Below are 17,706 nucleotides of genomic sequence, written 5' to 3' on the forward strand. Positions count from 1 at the left end.
ATACTGGGCCGCGTGTGCGGTCTGATGGGTTGGATCACGGCGGAGGGCACGGCGGTACGGCACGCGGCGGACGTCGATGCCGCGTTGCCCTGCATGCGCCATCGGGGGCCGGACGAATCGGGCGTCTGGAACGACGACGACGTCGCGCTCGGCTTCAACCGGCTCTCCATCATCGACGTGGAGAACTCCCACCAGCCGCTCGTGTTCCCCGCCGACGGCGCGGACGCGGGCCGCTACCGCATCGTCTTCAACGGCGAGATCTACAACTACCTCGAGCTGCGCGAGGAGCTCGGCCGCGACCACGGCATCCGGTTCGCCACCGGCGGGGACACCGAGGCCATCGTCGCCGCGTACTCCGTCTGGGGCGCCGACGCGGTGCCGCGGCTGCGGGGCATGTTCACCTTCCTCATCTGGGACACCCGGGACCGGGTGCTCTTCGGCGCGCGGGACCCGTTCGGCATCAAGCCGCTGTTCTTCGCCGCGGGCGCGCACGGGGTGGCGTTCTCCAGCGAGAAGAAGTGCCTGCTCGAGGTGCTCGGGCCGCTGGGGGCCTCGTCGGCGGCACCGGACCCGGCGGCCCTGCAGCACTACCTGACGCTGCAGTACGTGCCCGAGCCGGCGACGCTGCACCGCGCGATCCGGCGCCTCGAGTCGGGCTGCTCGTTCACCGTCGTCCCCGGCGAGCCGGTCAGCGTGCAGCGCTACTTCACGCCGCGGTTCGACGAGCGCCCCATCGCCCGCGGCGACCTGGCCGAGGAGACCCGGCGCCACGAGGAGATCACCGAGGTCCTGCGCGACTCGGTGGCCAAGCACATGCGCGCCGACGTCACCGTGGGCGCGTTCCTGTCCGGGGGCATCGACTCCACGGCCATCGCGGCGCTCGCCCGCGAGCACAACCCGGACCTGATCACCTTCACGACGGGGTTCGAGCGCGCCGGCTACTCGGAGGTCGACGTCGCGGCCGAGTCCGCCGAGGCGATCGGGGTCCGCCACGTCGTCCGCACCGTCACGGCGCAGGAGATGATGGACGTCCTGCCGCTCATCGTCTGGTATCTCGACGACCCGGTGGCCGATCCGGCCCTCGTCCCGCTGTACTTCGTGGCGCGCGAGGCCCGCAAGCACGTCAAGGTCGTGCTCTCCGGCGAGGGCGCCGACGAGCTGTTCGGCGGCTACACCATCTACAAGGAGCCGCTCTCGCTCGCGCCGTTCGACCGGCTGCCCGGCGCGGTCCGCAAGCTCGCCGGGGCGCTCTCCGACCGGCTGCCGACGGGGGTGCGCGGCAAGGACCTGCTGCGTCGCGGCGCGCTCCCGCTGGAGCAGCGCTACTACGGCAACGCCCGCAACTTCTTCCCGGCCCAGCTCGACGCCGTGCTGCGCGGGTACGACGACGAGCTCTCCCACTCCGACGTCACCGCGCCGATCTACGCGGACTCCGGCTCGTGGGACCCGGTCGCCCGGATGCAGCACGTCGACCTGTTCACGTGGCTGCGTGGGGACATCCTGGTCAAGGCCGACAAGATGACGATGGCGAACTCGCTCGAGCTGCGGGTGCCGTTCCTCGACCCCGAGGTGTTCCGCGTGGCCTCGGCGCTGCCGACGGACCAGAAGATCGCGCACGGCACGACCAAGTACGCGCTGCGCCGCGCGATCGAGGGGATCGTGCCGCCGCACGTGCTGCACCGTCGCAAGCTCGGCTTCCCGGTCCCGATCCGCCACTGGCTGGCCACCGACATGCTCGACTGGGCGCGCGGCATCGTCCGGGACTCCCAGACCGACGCGATCCTCGACAAGGCCGCGGTGCTGCGCATGATCGACGAGCACCGCGCCGGCGGCGTCGACCACTCGCGGCGCATCTGGACGCTGCTGGTGTTCATGCTCTGGCACGGCATCTTCGTCGAGGGCCGGATCACCCCGGCCATCCCGGAGCCGCAGTACCCGGTCTATGCGTGATCCCCGGCGATAGTGCCCGACGCAACGATCGGGCTGTCCGGGCCGGTCCCATCACCTACGGTGGTCCGTTGATCCGAAACGAGTAACCGCTACGGAGAGGAGCGCCCAGCCCGATGGACGTACTGGGTATCGGCAACGCGATCGTCGACGTGCTCACGCAGACCGACGACGACACCATCACCGCCTTCGACCTGCCGAAGGGGGGCATGACGCTCGTCGACCAGGAGCAGGCCGAGACGCTGTACGCGAAGGCCGGTGAGACGACGGAGCGCTCGGGTGGCAGCGTGGCCAACTCGATCGCCATCGCCGCGGCGCTCGGTGCGGACTCCGGCTACGTCGGGAAGGTCCACGACGATCAGCTCGGCGCGTCGTTCACGCGGTCGATCCGCAGCCACGGCGTGACCTTCACCACCCCGGCCTCGACGGCGGGGCCCTCGACCGCCCGCTGCCTGGTCCTCGTGACCCCCGACGGCGAGCGCACCATGGGCACCTACCTCGGCGCCTGCACCGCGCTCGGCCCGGACGACATCGAGCAGGACGACGTCGCCGGCTCGGCGGTGACCCTCATCGAGGGCTACCTGGCCGACACCGAGCACGCCCGCGAGACGATCGGCAAGATCGTCGACGCGACCGCGAAGAGCGAGGCCAAGGTGGCCCTCACGCTCTCCGACGCCGGGTGCGTCGAGCGGCACCGGGAGTACTTCCGTGAGCTCGCCGCGGCGAACGTCGAGATCATCATCGCCGACGAGGACGAGGTCGCCGCGCTGGTCGGCGACGACGGCATCCCCTCGCTGCTGCGCGACAACGGCGGCAACTGCGAGATCGTCGTCGTGACCCACGGGGCCGAGGGCTCCACGATCTACGGGGTCGGCGGCGCGACGTACCAGATCGACACCCGTCCGGCCGACCAGCTGGTGGACACCACCGGCGCGGGCGACGCCTACGCCGGGGGCTTCCTCTACGGCCTGACCCACGGGCTGCCGCTGCAGGTCGCGGGCCGGATCGGCTCGGTCGCCGCCTCGCACGTGGTCGCCCAGCTGGGCGCGCAGCCCCCGGAGGACCTCAAGGCCAAGGTCGCCGCGGACGTGCCCGAGTTCCGCTGAGGCTGATCTCCACTCCCGTTTTCGGACGAACGGCTCGTTCGTCACCTTCACAGGTGACGAACGAGCCGTTCGTCCGTTCCGGGGCGGGGCGGGGCCGGACCGACCGGAGACACACGAGAGCCCCGGACCCACCCAGGGTCCGGGGCTCTCGTCGTGCCAGGGGCGACTCAGTTGAAGCTGTCGCCGCAGGCGCAGGACCCCGTCGCGTTGGGGTTGTCGATCGTGAAGCCCTGCTTGTCGATGGTGTCGACGAAATCGATGGTGGCGCCCATCACGTACGGCGCACTCATCCGGTCCACGGCCACCTTGAGGCCGTTGAAGTCACGGAGGAGGTCGCCGTCGAGGCTGCGGTCGTCGAAGAAGAGCTGGTAGCGCAGACCGGCGCAGCCGCCCGGCTGGACGGCGATGCGCAGGTGCATGTCGTCGCGGCCCTCCTGGTCGAGCAGGGCCTTCGCCTTGCTCGACGCGGCCTCGCTCAGCTCGACGCCGTGCTCGCCCGGCGCCGCCTCGGTGGCGGGGGCGGTGGGGTTCTCGACGGTCATGGTTCTCCCTGGAGCTCCCGGTGCGGTCCTCGCCGTGCAACCCCGCCGGGCGGCGGGATGTTCCCGCCCGGCGCGGCGCGCTCCGTCGGTCACCCGGATCGGGATCCCGGCGGGCACGGCGCGGCTCGCCTGCGATCTCCATGGTGTCACATCGTCGGCGCGCCATCACGCGCACGGACGCGACGCGCGCCACGCCTCACGCCCCGGCGGGATCCGGCGGCGGGGCCGTCGGGGCGGGTGTCCCCCGCCACCTCGTCCCGCTGCGGCGCAGCACGGCGAACACCGCGAGGAGCACCAGCCACGCGACCTGCCAGCCGGTCGAGACCACCAGCGCCACCGGCCCGGTGACCATGATCAGCACCGACAGGGCGTCGTCCCGATCGTCCATCACCCTCACCCTCCTGCGCGCCCACGCTGCGCCGCGGGGTGCCGGATCCGTGTGAGGTCCGCGTCAGAGTCCGGGTCCGGCGCCCTGGCCGCCGGGGTCGCGCGGCCCGGGGACCGTGGGATTCGGCCGGGCGTCGGGCAGCAGCTCCGGGCGCAGGTCCGTGCGTCCCCGCCGGCCTCCCCAGTGCACCGCGATCCCCTCGGCGAGGGTCGTGAGCGTTCCCGCCGGGTCGGCCATCGACGCCTCCACCGAGCCGGCGTCGGCCGCCGTCGCGTAGGCGCCGTGGATCCCGGACTCGAACGCCATCCGCGGCCCGACGTGGACCTGCCCGGCGAGCACGATGCACGGCACGCCCCGGGCCATCGCGGCCGCCGAGACCGCGGCCAGCGCGGAGTCGCGCAGCGACCGGAACTCGAGGCTGCCCTCGCCGGTGACGACGAGGTCGGGCAGGGCGTCGTCAGCGGCCGTCTCGAGCGTGGCCGCGGCCTCGCCGATCGGGGAGCGGGTCAGCTCGTCGCCCGCTGCGCCGCGGGCCCAGCCGTCCGCGACGGCAGCCGCGGCCTGGTCGCCGGACAGCGTGCCCCGGAAGGCGTCCGGCGCGATGAGCACGCGCATGGGCGGCCACGGTAGCGGGCGCACGCTCCGCTGGTGAGGGCTCGGAGAGAAGCACGCTGTGAGGTGACCGGGTGGTGCGCCGGGTGCCCTATCCTGGGCGGGTGAACTTCCTGCGCCGCGGCTCCAGCGCCACCTCCGCGCCCGCCCCCTCCGACGGTGAGACCGACGCCGCCGAGGAGCAGGAGGTCGTCTCCGTCGGCGGGCAGCGCGGCCAGAGCACCGGCAAGGGCCGCCCGACCCGCTCGCGACGCGAGGCCGAGGGCCGTCGTCGTGGCCCGGTGGCCCCGGCCCCGAAGACGCAGCGCGAGGCGATGAAGCGCGCGAAGACGCTGCGCGGCGACAAGAAGCAGCGCCGTGAGGCGGCCGCCGAGCGCCGGCAGCGGATGGCGGCGGGAGACGACCGGGTGCTCCCGGTGCGCGACCGCGGGGCGGTCAAGGCCTTCGTCCGGGACCTCGTGGACTCGCGGCGCCACCTCATGGGCCTGTTCATGCCGCTCGCGGTGCTGATCTTCGTGACCGTGGTCGTGCCGATCAAGGGCATCCAGAACATCGGCAGCCTGCTGTGCCTGTGCATGCTCGCCGCGATGGTCGTCGAGGGAACGCTGCTCGGCCGCCAGATCCTCGCCCGGGTGCGCGCGAAGTTCCCGAACGAGGAGGTCAAGGGCTTCTCGGTCGGCTGGTACGCCTTCACCCGCGCCACCCAGATCCGCAAGCTGCGCATGCCCGCGCCGCGGGTCACCGTCGGCGAGCCGGTCTCCTGACCCGGGCCGTCCGCTCCCTCGTCCTCGGCGGGACCCGCTCCGGCAAGTCGGCCTGGGCGGAGTCCCTGCTCGACGAGGACTCCCCCGCGCTGTACGTGGCGACGGCGCGCGCCGTCGACCCCACCTCCGACCCCGAGTGGGCCGACCGGATCGCCGTGCACCGCGCGCGGCGCTCGTCCCGGTGGGACACCGTCGTGGACCCGGACGGGACCGTCACGGCATCCGTGGTGCAGGAACGGACCGACGTCGCGGTGCTCGTCGACGACCTCGGAACCTGGGTGACCGGGCTGCTCGACGACGCCGGATGGGTGCGGGATGCGCCGTCGGTCGCGGCCGCGCGGGCGGCGCTGGTCGAGGCGGTGGCCCGTCGTTCCGGCCCGCTCGTACTGGTCTCGGCGGAGGTCGGGCTGGGGGTGGTGCCCTCGACGTCGGCGGGGCGGCGCTTCCGCGACGAGCTCGGGCTGCTGAACTCCGAGCTCGCGGCCGTGTGCGACGACGTGCGCCTGCTGGTGGCCGGCCTGCCGGTGGCCCTTAAGGTGGCGGCGCCTCGTGAGCACTAGGTCCTGCTGAAGCCGGTGCTCACGGGCGAGGAGAAGGGAGCATCCCGTGCCGTCGTCGGTGGCACCCCCGGACGAGACCTCGCGGGCCGATGCCCGTGCCCACCTGACGCGCCTGCCGCTCGCGGCGCACGCGCTCGGGCGCCTCGAGGACGTCGCCGTGTGGCTGGCCGCCTGCCAGGCCCGCTCCCCCGCGCGTCCGCCGTCGTCGCCGCGGGTGGTGCTCTTCGCGGCCGAGCACGGGATCGCGGCCGCCGGGGTCTCGGCGTTCGGGCCCGAGGAGACGGCGGCCCGGCTCGAGGCGGTCCGTGAGGGCAGCGCGCCCACCAACGCGCTCGCAACCGTGGCCGGCGCCGACGTCCGCGTCGTCGAGGTCGGCGACGGTCCCAGCGGCCGGATCGACCGTGAGGACGCGCTGAGCGACGACGGGGTGCGTGCCGCCCTGGACGCCGGGCGCACCGCCGCCGACTCCGCCGTCGACGAGGGCGCCGACCTGCTCGTCCCCGGCGAGCTCGCCGTCGGCGTCTCCACCCCGACCGCGGTTCTCGCCGCGGCGATGACCGCCCGCGAGCCGGTCGCCGTCGTCGGACGCGGGAGCGGCATCGACGACAACGCCTGGATGCGCAAGGCCGCCGCCGTCCGCGACGGACTGCGCCGCAGCCGGGCCGCGGGGCGCGACCCGGAGGATCTGCTGCGCATCGCCGGCGGCGCCGACCTCGCCGCGCTCGTCGGGTTCCTCGCCCAGGCCGCCCGCCGCCGCACGCCGGTGCTGCTCGACGGCGCCGCGGTGTGCGTCGCCGCGCTGCTCGCCGACGCGTGGGCCCCGGGCTCCCGCGCCTGGTGGCAGGCCGCGACCCGCGACACCGAGCCCGCCCAGGCCCTCGCCCTCGAGGTGCTCGGCCTCGACCCCCTGCTCCTGCTCGACCTGCGCGCCGGCGCCGCGACGGGCGCGCTCGCGGCGGTCCCGCTGGTGACGATGGCCGCGCGGGTCGCCGCCGGGTCGTGACGGGTCCCGACGGCGGGTCCGGGCGCGACGGCGGGTCCGGTCCCGACGCCGGGTCCGGGCGCGACGGTGGGTCGGGCTCTGATCGCGGGGCGGCCGGCTCCGACCCGCGACTCCCCGCGTCCGCCGACCGCGGCTCGTGGCTCGACGCGGCGACCCTCGCCCTGTCGCTGTTCACCGTCGTCCCCGTGCGCGCCCGGAGCACCGGGCGGTTGGCGGCGGCCCGGGCGCTGGTCCTCGCACCCGTCGTCGGGCTGCTGGTCGGAGGGATCGTCGCCGGGGTGGTGACCGGGGTGCTCGCACTCGGCGCGCCGCCGCTGCTCGCGGGCATCGCGGGCGTGGCGGTGGCGGCCGGCCTGACGCGCGGGCTGCACCTCGACGGGCTCGCCGACCTCGCCGACGGCCTCGGCAGCTACGGCGGACCCGAGCGGATGCTCGCGGTGATGAAGGACCCGTCGACCGGCGCGTTCGGCGTGATCACCCTCATCGTGGCTTTGGGTGCGCAGGCGGTGGCGCTGCCCGAGATCGTCGGGCGCGGGCCGCTCGGGGTGCCGGCCGTGGCGCTCGCGTGGGCCGCGGGGCGGGCGTCGTTCACGTGGTGCGCGCGCCGCAGCGTCCCGGCGGCCGCCCCGGGTGGGCTCGGGGCCCTCGTCGCCGGGAGCCAGCCGCCGGCGGTGCCCCTCGGCTGGGGAGTCGTCCTCGCCGGGGTGGCCGTCCTCGTCGTGCCCGGACGGCTCTGGCAGGGACCGGTGGCGATCGTCGTGGCCGCGCTCGCCGCCGTCGGGCTGTCATGGCACGCGATCCGACGCCTCGGCGGGGTGAACGGCGACGTGTTCGGCGGGGTCTGCGAGGTCACCGTCACCGCCGCCGTCGCCGTCCTCGCGCTGGGCTGATCACAGCTGGGAGGCGCCGCCGTCGACGACGAGCTCGGCGCCGGTGGTGAACGTGGCGTCGAACCCGAGGAACGCCACCGCGGCCGCGACCTCCTCGGGGCGCCCGAACCGTTGCATCGGGTTGACCGACCGCATCTGCTCGCGGGTGGTCTCGGCCGCGGCCGCCGGCAGGGTCCGTTCCAGGATCCCGGTGTCGATCGGTCCGGGACTCACCGCGTTCACGCGCACGCCGCGCGACAGCAGCTCGCGGGCCAGCGAGCGCACCATCGAGCGCGCGGCGGCCTTGGTCGCGGCGTAGACGCTCGAGCCGGGCAGGCCCCTGACGTTCGCGACGGAGGTGGTGACGACGACGGCGCCGCCCGCGCGCAGCAGCGGGGCGAGCCGCTGGACGAGGAAGAACGGGCCCCGGGCATTGATCGCGAACAGACGGTCGTAGTCGTCCTCGGTGACCTCGTCGAACGCGGCGAACGCCGTGACCCCCGCGTTGACGACGAGCAGGTCGATCTCCCCGAGGGTGTCGCGGACCTCGGCGGCCAGCGCGTCCGTCGCATCCGGGTCGGCGATGTCGCTCGCGAGGACGGTGACCTCGGGCCCCAGCTCCTTTCGCGCGGCCTCCAGCGAGTCCGGGCTGCGCCCCGTGACCGTCACGCGGGCCCCGTCGTCGTGCAGCAGGCGGGCCGTGGCCAGCCCGATCCCGCTCGTCCCCCCGGTGATCAGCACCGTCGCTCCGTCGTGGCGTCCCATGCCGCCACGCTCGCCCCGTCGTGGGGCCGGCGTCCAAGACCGATCACCGCCGACTCATGCCTGACCGGCATCACCCCAGCACAGCGGCCTACGCTGGCCTCGTGGACGACCTCGATCTCCGGCTCGTGCACGCGTTCGTCGTCGTCGCCGAGCACCGGCACTTCGGTCGGGCGGCCGAGGCCCTGCACATCGCGCAGCCGGCGCTGAGCCGCCAGATCCGCCGGCTCGAGGACCAGGTCGGCGCGCGGCTGTTCGACCGGGACACCCGCGGGACCCGCCTGACGGCGGCCGGGGAGGCGTTCCTCCCGGCGGCGCGGGAGGCCCTGTCGGCGTCCCGGTCCGCCGTCGCGGCCGCGCGGGCCGCGGACGGCCCGGACCGGCTCGTCGTCGGGCACGTCTCGGCCCTGCTCGTGACGGCCGGGGTGCGGGCGCTGCGGGAGGCCCGTCCGGAGGTGGAGGTGCGGACGCTGCACCTGGAATGGCACGAGCCGCGTGCGGCGCTGCTCGGCCATCGGGTCGACGTGGTGCTCGCCCGACTGCCGTTCCCGACCGACGGCCTGGAGGTCGTCCGCGTCCGCGACGAGTCCCGGGTGCTGCTGGTCCCGCGCGAGCACCGCCTGGCCGGCCGGGACGCGGTGCGCCTCGCGGACTTCGCCGAGGAGCCGCTCGCCCGGCTCGCCGACCCCGATCCCGCGTTCGCCGCGTTCTGGCGGGTGGAGCCGCGCCCCGACGGCGGACCCGCACCAGCGGGACCCGTCGTCGGGACCCCGGAGGACCGCCTCGAGGTGGTGGCCGGTGGCGAGGCCGTCGCACTGGCCACGGGTGCGGTCCTCGACGGGGCGCTCCGGCCCGACCTGGTGGCGATCCCCGTCGAGGACGTCGAGCCGGTGTCGGTCGTGCTCGCCACCCGGGCGGGTGACCGGCGCGCCCTGGTCACCGAGTTCGTCCGGATCGCGGCGGCGTGCCTGGGTCCGGGCTGACGAAGGGCACACCACGCATGGTCGAGCGCCCTTCGGCATGCCTCACGTGCTGATGATCACCGAAGGCGGCGCCGTGAGCGCGACGCCGACCCCGCGGATCAGGCCAGGCGCTCCATCCACCCGTGCGGGTCGGGCGCCGCGCCGCGCTGGATCGCGGTGAGGCGCTCGCGCAGCCGCGCGGTGACCGGGCCGGGCGTGCCGTCGCCGATCTCGAAGGACCCGCCGTCGTACTTGACCGACCCGACCGGGGTGATCACGGCCGCCGTCCCGCAGGCGAACACCTCGGTGAGGGCCCCGGACGCGACCTCCTTCTCCCACTCGTCGGTCGAGATTCGGCGCTCGGTGACCTTCGCGCCGTCCTCCCGGGCGAGCTCGAGCAGCGAGCGGCGCGTGATGCCGGGCAGCAGCGACCCGGACAGCTCCGGGGTGACGATCTCGGTGTTCCCGTCCGCGTCGGTGAAGACGAAGAACAGGTTCATCCCGCCCATCTCCTCCACCCAGCGGTGCTCGAGCGCGTCGAGCCACACCACCTGGTCGCACCCCTGCGCGGAGGCCTGGGCCTGCGCGGCGAGCGACGCGGCGTAGTTGCCGCCGCACTTCGCCTCGCCGGTGCCACCGGGGGCGGCGCGCACGTAGTCGGTCGAGAGCCAGACGCTCACCGGGGCGAGTCCGCGCGGGAAGTAGGCGCCGGCCGGGGACGCGATGAGCAGGTAGAGGTACTCCTCGCTCGGGCGCACCCCCAGCCCGGACGACGACCCGAACATGAACGGCCGCAGGTACAGCGACTCCTCGCCGCCCGCCGCGGGCACCCATCGGGCGTCGACCGTGAGCAGCTCGCGGATCGAGTCGAGGAAGAGGTCCTGCGGCAGCGGCGGCATGGCCAGGCGCTCCGCGGACAGGGCCATCCGCTCGGCGTTGGCCCAGGGGCGGAAGGAGGCGATCGACCCGTCGGGCTGCCGGTAGGCCTTGAGCCCCTCGAAGATCGTCTGGCTGTAGTGCAGCACCACCGAGGCCGGGTCGATCGACAGCGGCTGGTACGGGCCGACGGTGGCGTCGTGCCAGCCGCGCGCGGCGTCCCAGGACACCGTGACCATGTGGTCGGTGAAGTACTTGCCGAAGCTCGGCGCGGCGAGTACCTCCGCGACCCGCTCCTCGGTCGCCGGACCGGGGTGCGGGAGACGCGCGAAGGCCGTGCTCGACATGGTCGCCACCCTAGACCGCCTTCCCGTTCACGGGCACCGTCCGCCGGGTCGCCCCGGGGCGTCGGGCGCCGTCGGTGTCGAGCTCGACGTCGTGGGTGGCCGGAACGCCCAGGACCACCGACACGACGGCGGGTGCGGAGCCCCCGTCCCGGCCGCGGACCACGAGCAGGCCCGACCCGGCGTCCGGGCCCGCCGCGATCCGGTAGGCGCCGTCGGGACCCGTCGTCGTGCGGGCGACCTGGTGGCCGCCGCCGTCGACGAGGGTGAGGACGGCGTCGACGGGCCGTCCGGTGTGGTCGACGACGTGGCCGGTCAGCTCCGGCGTGGGTGGCTCCGTCCGCTCGTCAGATGGCAGCGTTGTGCCATCGCTGACGCCGGACCGAGCCGACATCCCCGCCGGGATCACGATCACGGGCCGGTCGGCGCGCTCCCAGAGGCCGCGGTCGGCGCTGGGCCGGGCGAGCGCGGCGAGCGGACCACCGTGCGGGCTGCCGACCACCACGGCGCGGGCGTCGCGACGGCGGGCCAGGTCGGCCAGGGCGATCCCGACGGCGTCGTGCGAGCCGACCGGGGGCAGCGACTCGGCCACCGCCGTCAGCCCCGCGGCGGTGAGCTCGGCGACGCGGCCGGTCAGCACCCCGCGGTCGTCGCCGACCGGCAGTGCGTCCCCGGCGACGGCGTCCTCGGGCACGTGGACCAGCAGCAGCGGCGCGTCCACGGTGCGGGCGAGGCGCGCGGCGGCCGCGACGACCTCGTCGGTGTGGGGCGCGTCGTCGACCGCCACGAGGACCGGCCGCTCGAGGACCCCGGGAACCTCGTCGGGAACATCATCACCGGACTCCGAGGACGTCTCGGCCCGACGCAGCAGCCGGTGCGCGGTCGACAGCACCAGCACGCCGAGCGCGACGACGATCGCCGCGACCCAGAACGGCGTGTTCGGCAGGAAGGCCTCGGCGATCAGCCCGGAGACCCACGGCGCGAGACCACCGCCGAGAAAGCGCACGAAGCTGTAGGAGGCGGACGCGACCGGCCGCGGCACCGGCGCGACCGACATGACCGCCTGGGTGACCAGGGTGTTGTTGAGCCCGATCATGGCGCCGGCGACGATCACCGCCCCGATCACGACGGCCGGCGTCGTCTGCCAGATCGCGATCACCAGCAGGTCGAGCGCCAGCAGCCCGAGCACGAAGTAGAGGACCCGGACGGTGCCGAAACGGCGCTCCAGGGCCGGCGCGCCGAACACCGCGAACAGCGCGACGAGCACGCCCCAGGCGGTGAACACCCCGCCGAGGCCGAGCGGCCCGAGATCGCCCATCGAGTAGGGCGAGTACGCGAGCAGGGTGAAGAAGCCCCAGTTGTAGGCGAAGGCCGTGACGGCGATCGTCGCGAGGCTGCGGTGGCGCAGCGCCTTGATCGGGTCGAGCAGGCCGATCTTCTCGGCCGGCTTCGGCGTCCTGTCCAGGAGCACGAGCGTCGCGACCAGCGCGATCGCCATGAGCACGGCGACGCCGAAGAACGGCGCCCGCCAGCTCACCGAGCCGAGCAGCCCGCCGACCAGCGGACCGAGCGCGATCCCGACGCCGAGGGCGGTTTCGTAGAGGATGATCGCGCCGGCGAACCCGCCGCTGGCGCTCGCGACGATCACCGCCAGCGAGGTCGCGATGAACAGCGCGTTCCCGAGTCCCCAGCCTGCCCGGAAGCCGACGATCTCGCCGATCGAGCCGGACAGTCCGGCCAGCGCCGCGAAGACGACGATGATCGTCAGACCGCCGATCAGGGTCGCCTTCGCGCCGATGCGGCTCGAGACCCAGCCGGTCACGAGCATTGCGACCGCGGTGATCAGCAGGTAGCTGGTGAACAGCAGCGAGACCTGCGCGGGCGTCGCGGAGAGCTGCTGGGCGAGCGCGGGCAGGATCGGGTCGACCAGCCCGATGCCCATGAACGAGATGACGCAGGCGAAGGCGACCGCCCAGACCGCCTTGGGTTGCCGGAACGGACTTGCTCCCGCGGCTTGCACGACGACCTCCACCGACGCGACGAATCCCGACCCACTTAGTTGTACCGAGCTAAGTAAAGGTTCGTCGATGACTCGGGCGTCACAGTTCCAAACGGTCCTCGAAGGCCGGCCAGTCGCGCAGGTTGACCTGGTCGCACTCGAGCGCCATCGCGTCGATCTCCGCGGCGCTCGCCCCGCGCTCGAGGCACTCCGCGAGGCGACGGAAGTACTCCTCGCGCGGCGCGCCCGGCACGAACAGGATGAGGAAACGGGCGAGCTCGTCGCCGACGGCCTGGAACGCGTGCACCCCGTTGACGGGGACGTGGGCGAAGTCCCCGCTGCCGAGGACCTGCCAGGTCGAATCGCTCATCACCGCGAGCCGCCCGGAGATCACCCAGAACGACTCCGAGAACCCCTGGTGGTAGTGCGGCACCGCGCCGATCCGGCCCGGGTCGGCGGCGCTCTCGAACAGCCCGAACCCGCCCCCGAGGACGTCGCCGGGGGCGGTGAAGATCGCGGGTCCGGCCTGCTCGGCGTCGGCGCGGTAGCGGTAGAGCCCCGGCTCGGAGTCCGGGATCTCCGTCGGGAAGCTCATCCGGTGACCTCAGCGCACGTGGGACTCGACGAACGGCGGGCTGACGACCTCGCACTCCAGGGGACGCCCGCGCACGTCGACGGACACCAGGTCACCCTCCGTCAGGCCCGCGGCGGTGTCCAGCAGGGCGAGCGCGATGCCGGTCTTGAGCGTCGGCGAGAACGTGCCCGACGTCGTCTCCCCCACCGTCGCGCCGTCGACCGTCACCGGCATGTGCCCCCGCGGGACGCCGCGGCCGGTCGCCTTCAGTCCCCAGGAGCGGCGGCGCGGCCCGGCCTCGCGCTCGGCGACCAGCGCGTCGCGGCCCCAGAACGCGTCCTTCCTCCAGCCCACCGCGAACCCGCACCGGGCCTGCAGCGGCGTGATCTCCGGGCCGAGGTCCTGGCCGTGCAGCGGCAGGCCGGCCTCGGTGCGCAGCGTGTCGCGGGCGCCGAGCCCCGCGGCCCGGCCGCCGACCTCGGTGACCAGGGCGAGCAGCGCGTCCCACAGCACCTCGGCGCCCTCGGCGGGCGCGATGAGCTCGTAGCCGTGCTCGCCGGTGTAGCCGGTGCGGCAGAGCCGGATCGGGGTGTCGTCCCAGGTGACGTCGACGAAGGCCATGTAGTCCAGATCGTCGTCGCCGGTCTCGGGGAGGATTCCCGCCTCGGCGAGCACCCGGCCCGACGCCGGCCCCTGGACGGCGAGGACGACGTGGGCGTCGTGCTCGTCGGCCACGGTGATCCCGTCCGGGGCGACCTGCGCGAGGCGCTTCCCGACGCCGGCCGAGTTCGCGGCGTTGGGCACGGCGAAGACCTCGTCGTCGCCGACGAGGTAGAGGATCAGGTCGTCGACGACGCCGCCGTCGTCCGCGCAGCACAGCGTGTACTGCGCCTTGCCCGGCACGATGCGGCGCAGGTCGTTGGTCAGGCACCCGTCGACGAACGCCGCCGCGCCCGGGCCGCTGATGCGGACCTTCCCGAGATGGCTGACGTCGAAGAGCCCGGCCGCCTCACGGGTGGCCGTGTGCTCCGCGACGACCCCGCCCTTGTCGCCCTCCCCGCCCGCGTACTGGACGGGCATCTCCCATCCGCCGAACGGGGCGAAGGTCGCGCCCAGCGCCTCGTGGCGGGCGTGCAGGGGGCTCCTTCTCAGGTCATTCGCGTCAGCATCGCTCACGGGTCGGGGACCGTACGGCACGCGCGCTGTCGGGGGGTCGTCCTAGCATGCCGATCACAGCACCGGGAGTCTCCCGGTCGCGCCGACGCCACCGTTGGAGGCCAGCCCGTGAGCATCCCGCCCGATCTCGAGCTCAGCGACGCCGCGGCCGCGGCCGCCGAGGTGGACGTCCTCGTGATCGGGACCCGTCCGGGTGCGTCCGCCGACGAGGGTGACGACGACGGGGTGCCGGTGCCGCCCCTGCTGGTGGGTGCGGACGACGTGGACGCCGCGTTCGGCGGGGAGCTCGCCTCGCTGCTCTCGCTCGCCGGGGCCGCGGGTGCCGCCGAGGAGGTCGTGAAGCTCCCCAGTCGCGGGGCGATCACGGCGCCGCTGCTGCTCGCCGTGGGCCTCGGGCCGGAGTCGTCGTCCGCGGGCAAGCAGGGCGCCCCGGACCTCGCCGAGCAGGTGCGCCGGGCCTCCGGGGCCGCCGCCCGCGCGCTGCCGAAGTCGGCCACCCGGATCGGCTCCACGCTGTCGTCGGTCGATCTCCCGGCGGCCGTCGAGGGCACCGTCCTGGGCACCTACGCCTTCACCGACTACCGCAGCGCACCCGACGGGCCGCTGCGCACCGTCACGTTCCACGGCGGCCCGGCCGAGCAGGAGCGGCTGGCCGACGCCGCGATCACCGCGCGGGCGGTGTGCGCGGCGCGCGACCTCATCAACACCCCGCCGAACGACCTCTACCCGGCCGAGTTCGCCCGCCGCGCGGTCGAGATGGCCGAGGCGGTCGGTCTCGAGGTCGAGGTGCTCGACGAGTCCGAGCTCGCGGCGGCCGGCTACGGCGGCGTCCTCGGCGTCGGGACCGGGTCGTCGCGCCCGCCCCGGCTGGTCCGGCTGCGCCACGTCCACCCGGACGCCACGAAGCACGTCGCGCTCGTCGGCAAGGGCATCACGTTCGACACCGGCGGCATCTCGATCAAGCCGGCCGCGAACATGGACCACATGACCTCGGACATGTCCGGGGCCGCCTGCGTCGTCGCCACCGCCTGCCTGGCCGCCGAGCAGAACCTCCCGGTGAACGTCACCGCGACGGTGCCGATGGCCGAGAACATGCCCTCGGGCACCGCGTACCGCCCGGGCGACGTGCTCACGATGTACGGCGGCAAGACCGTCGAGGTGCTCAACACCGACGCGGAGGGCCGGCTGATCCTGGGCGACGCGATCGTGCGCGCCTGCGAGGACGGGCCGGACTACCTGGTGGAGACCTCCACACTCACCGGCGCACAGACGGTGGCCCTCGGCTCGCGCACCGCCGGGATCATGGGCAGCGACGCCTGGCGCGACCGGGTCGCGGGTGCGGCCGCCGGCACCGGGGAGGGCGGCTGGGCGATGCCGCTGCCCGAGGAGCTGCGGGCCGACCTCGACTCCCGGATCGCGGACATCGCCAACGTCACCGGCCACCGCTTCGGCGGCATGCTCGTCGCGGGCATCTTCCTGCGGGAGTTCGTCGCCGAGGGGGTGCCGTGGGCGCACATCGACATCGCCGGCCCGGCGTTCAACACCGGCGGGCCGCACGGCTACACGCCGAAGGGCGGCACCGGACTGCCCGTCCGGACGCTCGCCGCGGTGCTCGCCGACGTCGCCCGGCAGGGCTGACCGGTCCTACCGGGGAGCGCCCCGGCACCTGATTGCCCGCGGTGGAAGGATGGTCAGCGAGCCCTGGTCCGATCAGCGGACCAGGACACGAGTGCCCCGGCCCGCGACCACCGTCGCCGTCCGGTCCACCGCACGTCACACGCCGACGCGGGAGAAGTGAGAGTTGAGCGAGAGCGACACCTACGACGTCCTGATCCTGGGTGGGGGGTCCGGCGGGTACGCCTGCGCACTGCGCGCGGCCGAGCTGGGGCTCTCCGTCGCCCTCGTCGAGCAGGACAAGCTGGGCGGAACCTGCCTGCACCGCGGCTGCATCCCCACCAAGGCGCTGCTGCACGCCGCCGAGGTCGCCGACAGCGCCCGCGAGGGTGAGTCCTTCGGGGTCAAGACCTCGCTCTCGGGCATCGACATGTCGGGCGTCAACTCCTACAAGGACGGCGTCGTCGGCAAGCTCTACAAGGGCCTGCAGGGGCTGGTGAAGTCCCGCAAGATCACGATGATCGACGGTCACGGCACCCTGGTCGGGCCGGACACCGTCGAGGTCGACGGCCAGCGCTACACCGGCCGCAACGTCGTGCTCGCCTCCGGTTCGTACTCCAAGACGCTGCCCGGCCTCGAGCTCGGCGGCCGGGTGCTCACCTCCACCGAGGCGATCAACCTCGACTACGTGCCCGAGCGGGTCGTCGTCCTCGGCGGCGGCGTCATCGGCGTCGAGTTCGCCAGCGTGTGGCGCAGCTTCGGCTCCGAGGTGACGATCGTCGAGGCGCTGCCGCACCTGGTGCCCAACGAGGACGAGTTCCTCTCCAAGCAGCTCGAGCGTCAGTTCCGCAAGCGGAAGATCAACTACAAGATCGGCACCAAGTTCACCGGCGTCGAGCAGACCGCCGACGCGGTGACGGTGAACCTGGAGAACGGCGAGCAGATCGAGGCCGACCTCCTGCTGGTCGCCGTGGGCCGCGGGCCGAACACCGCCGACCTGGGCTACGAGGCGCAGGGCGTCACCCTCGACCGTGGGTTCGTCACGACGAACGACCGACTGCACACCGGCGTGGGCAACGTCTACGCGGTCGGCGACATCGTGCCCGGCCTGCAGCTGGCCCACCGCGGGTTCCAGCAGGGCATCTTCGTCGCCGAGGAGATCGCGGGGCTCAACCCGCCGGTCATCGACGAGACGGGCATCCCGCGGGTGACCTACTGCGAGCCGGAGGTGGCCTCGGTCGGGCTCACCGAGGCCCAGGCCAAGGACACCTACGGCGAGGTGCAGACCACGACGTACGACCTCGCGGGCAACGGCAAGTCGCAGATTCTGCGCACCGCGGGCGCCATCAAGCTGGTCAAGGGCGGTACCTCCGACGACGCACCGGTCGTTGGGGTCCACATGATCGGCGCGCGCGTGGGTGAGCTCGTCGGGGAGGCCCAGCTGGTCTACAACTGGGAGGCTCTCCCCTCCGACGTCGCGAACCTCATCCATGCGCACCCGACGCAGAACGAGGCCTTCGGCGAGGCACACCTCGCGCTGGCCGGCAAGCCCCTGCACAGCCACAGCTGACGGCTGACCGTTCACCCACGGTTCCGCGAAGGAGTTCC

17 protein-coding genes are annotated in these 17,706 nt (G+C 74.0%); 9 read left to right on the forward strand and 8 right to left on the reverse strand.

All coding sequences use genetic code 11. The features are described from left to right. The first annotated feature begins 12 nt into the window (after positions 1-12). Both asnB and LQ327_RS24360 read left to right on the forward strand, forming a co-directional pair. Complete coding sequence (gene asnB / locus LQ327_RS24355) at positions 13-1,950, forward strand: asparagine synthase (glutamine-hydrolyzing) (protein WP_230738367.1); 1,938 nt, start codon at positions 13-15, stop codon at positions 1,948-1,950. A gap of 113 nt (positions 1,951-2,063) precedes the next feature. Beyond that, the gene (locus LQ327_RS24360; RefSeq protein WP_230738368.1) at positions 2,064-3,053 is read left to right on the forward strand and encodes an adenosine kinase; all 990 of its coding nucleotides are present in this window, start codon (positions 2,064-2,066) and stop codon (positions 3,051-3,053) included. Between the two features lie 167 nt (positions 3,054-3,220). Here the strand turns inward: LQ327_RS24360 and LQ327_RS24365 are convergent, their stop codons facing one another. The 3 genes from LQ327_RS24365 to LQ327_RS24375 form a co-directional block, all read right to left on the reverse strand. Further along, positions 3,221-3,595, reverse strand: a complete 375-nt coding sequence (locus tag LQ327_RS24365) for a HesB/IscA family protein (protein ID WP_230738369.1) — start codon at positions 3,593-3,595, stop codon at positions 3,221-3,223. 196 nt (positions 3,596-3,791) lie between these two features. Further along, positions 3,792-3,983: a hypothetical protein gene (locus tag LQ327_RS24370; protein WP_230738370.1), complete on the reverse strand. Its 192-nt coding sequence runs from the start codon at positions 3,981-3,983 to the stop codon at positions 3,792-3,794. A gap of 63 nt (positions 3,984-4,046) precedes the next feature. Further along, the gene (locus LQ327_RS24375; RefSeq protein WP_230738371.1) at positions 4,047-4,598 is read right to left on the reverse strand and encodes a glycerate kinase; all 552 of its coding nucleotides are present in this window, start codon (positions 4,596-4,598) and stop codon (positions 4,047-4,049) included. 101 nt (positions 4,599-4,699) lie between these two features. Between LQ327_RS24375 and LQ327_RS24380 the strand changes: the two genes are divergently transcribed. From LQ327_RS24380 to LQ327_RS24395, 4 genes are read left to right on the forward strand one after another with little or no spacing between them, the layout of a single operon-like run. Continuing rightward, positions 4,700-5,359 carry a DUF3043 domain-containing protein gene (locus LQ327_RS24380; RefSeq protein ID WP_230738372.1) on the forward strand — a complete coding sequence of 220 codons (660 nt, stop codon included), beginning with the start codon at positions 4,700-4,702 and terminating at the stop codon, positions 5,357-5,359. Beyond that, positions 5,356-5,919, forward strand: a complete 564-nt coding sequence (locus tag LQ327_RS24385) for a bifunctional adenosylcobinamide kinase/adenosylcobinamide-phosphate guanylyltransferase (protein WP_269070882.1) — start codon at positions 5,356-5,358, stop codon at positions 5,917-5,919. The genes LQ327_RS24380 and LQ327_RS24385 overlap by 4 nt, the downstream gene beginning before the upstream one ends. Before the next feature lie 46 nt (positions 5,920-5,965). After that, positions 5,966-6,922 (forward strand): nicotinate-nucleotide--dimethylbenzimidazole phosphoribosyltransferase, encoded by a 957-nt coding sequence (locus LQ327_RS24390; protein WP_230738373.1) that lies wholly within the window; start codon positions 5,966-5,968, stop codon positions 6,920-6,922. Beyond that, positions 6,919-7,812 (forward strand): adenosylcobinamide-GDP ribazoletransferase, encoded by an 894-nt coding sequence (locus LQ327_RS24395; RefSeq protein ID WP_230738374.1) that lies wholly within the window; start codon positions 6,919-6,921, stop codon positions 7,810-7,812. The genes LQ327_RS24390 and LQ327_RS24395 overlap by 4 nt, the downstream gene beginning before the upstream one ends. On the opposite strand, the gene LQ327_RS24400 is transcribed toward LQ327_RS24395, so the two are convergent. Further along, entirely contained in the window at positions 7,813-8,556 is a 744-nt protein-coding gene (locus LQ327_RS24400; protein ID WP_230738375.1) for an SDR family oxidoreductase, read from the reverse strand. Between the two features lie 101 nt (positions 8,557-8,657). Here LQ327_RS24400 and LQ327_RS24405 point away from each other — a divergent pair, with 101 nt between their 5' ends. After that, the gene (locus LQ327_RS24405; RefSeq protein WP_230738376.1) at positions 8,658-9,536 is read left to right on the forward strand and encodes a LysR family transcriptional regulator; all 879 of its coding nucleotides are present in this window, start codon (positions 8,658-8,660) and stop codon (positions 9,534-9,536) included. 98 nt (positions 9,537-9,634) lie between these two features. Here the strand turns inward: LQ327_RS24405 and LQ327_RS24410 are convergent, their stop codons facing one another. The 4 genes from LQ327_RS24410 to gcvT form a co-directional block, all read right to left on the reverse strand. Beyond that, on the reverse strand, positions 9,635-10,738 hold the full coding sequence (locus tag LQ327_RS24410) for a branched-chain amino acid aminotransferase (protein WP_230738377.1): 1,104 nt from the start codon (positions 10,736-10,738) through the stop codon (positions 9,635-9,637). Between the two features lie 10 nt (positions 10,739-10,748). After that, a complete protein-coding gene (locus LQ327_RS34980; RefSeq protein WP_230738378.1) occupies positions 10,749-12,755 on the reverse strand; it encodes an MFS transporter in 2,007 nt (668 codons plus the stop codon). Positions 12,756-12,834: 79 nt separating this feature from the next. Then, on the reverse strand, positions 12,835-13,329 hold the full coding sequence (locus LQ327_RS24420) for a cupin domain-containing protein (protein ID WP_230738379.1): 495 nt from the start codon (positions 13,327-13,329) through the stop codon (positions 12,835-12,837). 9 nt (positions 13,330-13,338) lie between these two features. Then, a complete protein-coding gene (gene gcvT, locus LQ327_RS24425; RefSeq protein ID WP_230738380.1) occupies positions 13,339-14,484 on the reverse strand; it encodes a glycine cleavage system aminomethyltransferase GcvT in 1,146 nt (381 codons plus the stop codon). Positions 14,485-14,592: 108 nt separating this feature from the next. Here gcvT and LQ327_RS24430 point away from each other — a divergent pair, with 108 nt between their 5' ends. Together LQ327_RS24430 and lpdA are read left to right on the forward strand one after the other, a co-directional pair. Further along, positions 14,593-16,122, forward strand: a complete 1,530-nt coding sequence (locus LQ327_RS24430; protein WP_230738381.1) for a leucyl aminopeptidase — start codon at positions 14,593-14,595, stop codon at positions 16,120-16,122. A 163-nt stretch (positions 16,123-16,285) separates the two neighbouring features. After that, complete coding sequence (gene lpdA / locus LQ327_RS24435) at positions 16,286-17,668, forward strand: dihydrolipoyl dehydrogenase (RefSeq protein WP_230738382.1); 1,383 nt, start codon at positions 16,286-16,288, stop codon at positions 17,666-17,668. The last annotated feature ends 38 nt before the right edge of the window (positions 17,669-17,706 follow it).

Source organism: Actinomycetospora endophytica, from assembly GCF_021026375.1.
GTDB lineage: Bacteria > Actinomycetota > Actinomycetes > Mycobacteriales > Pseudonocardiaceae > Actinomycetospora > Actinomycetospora endophytica.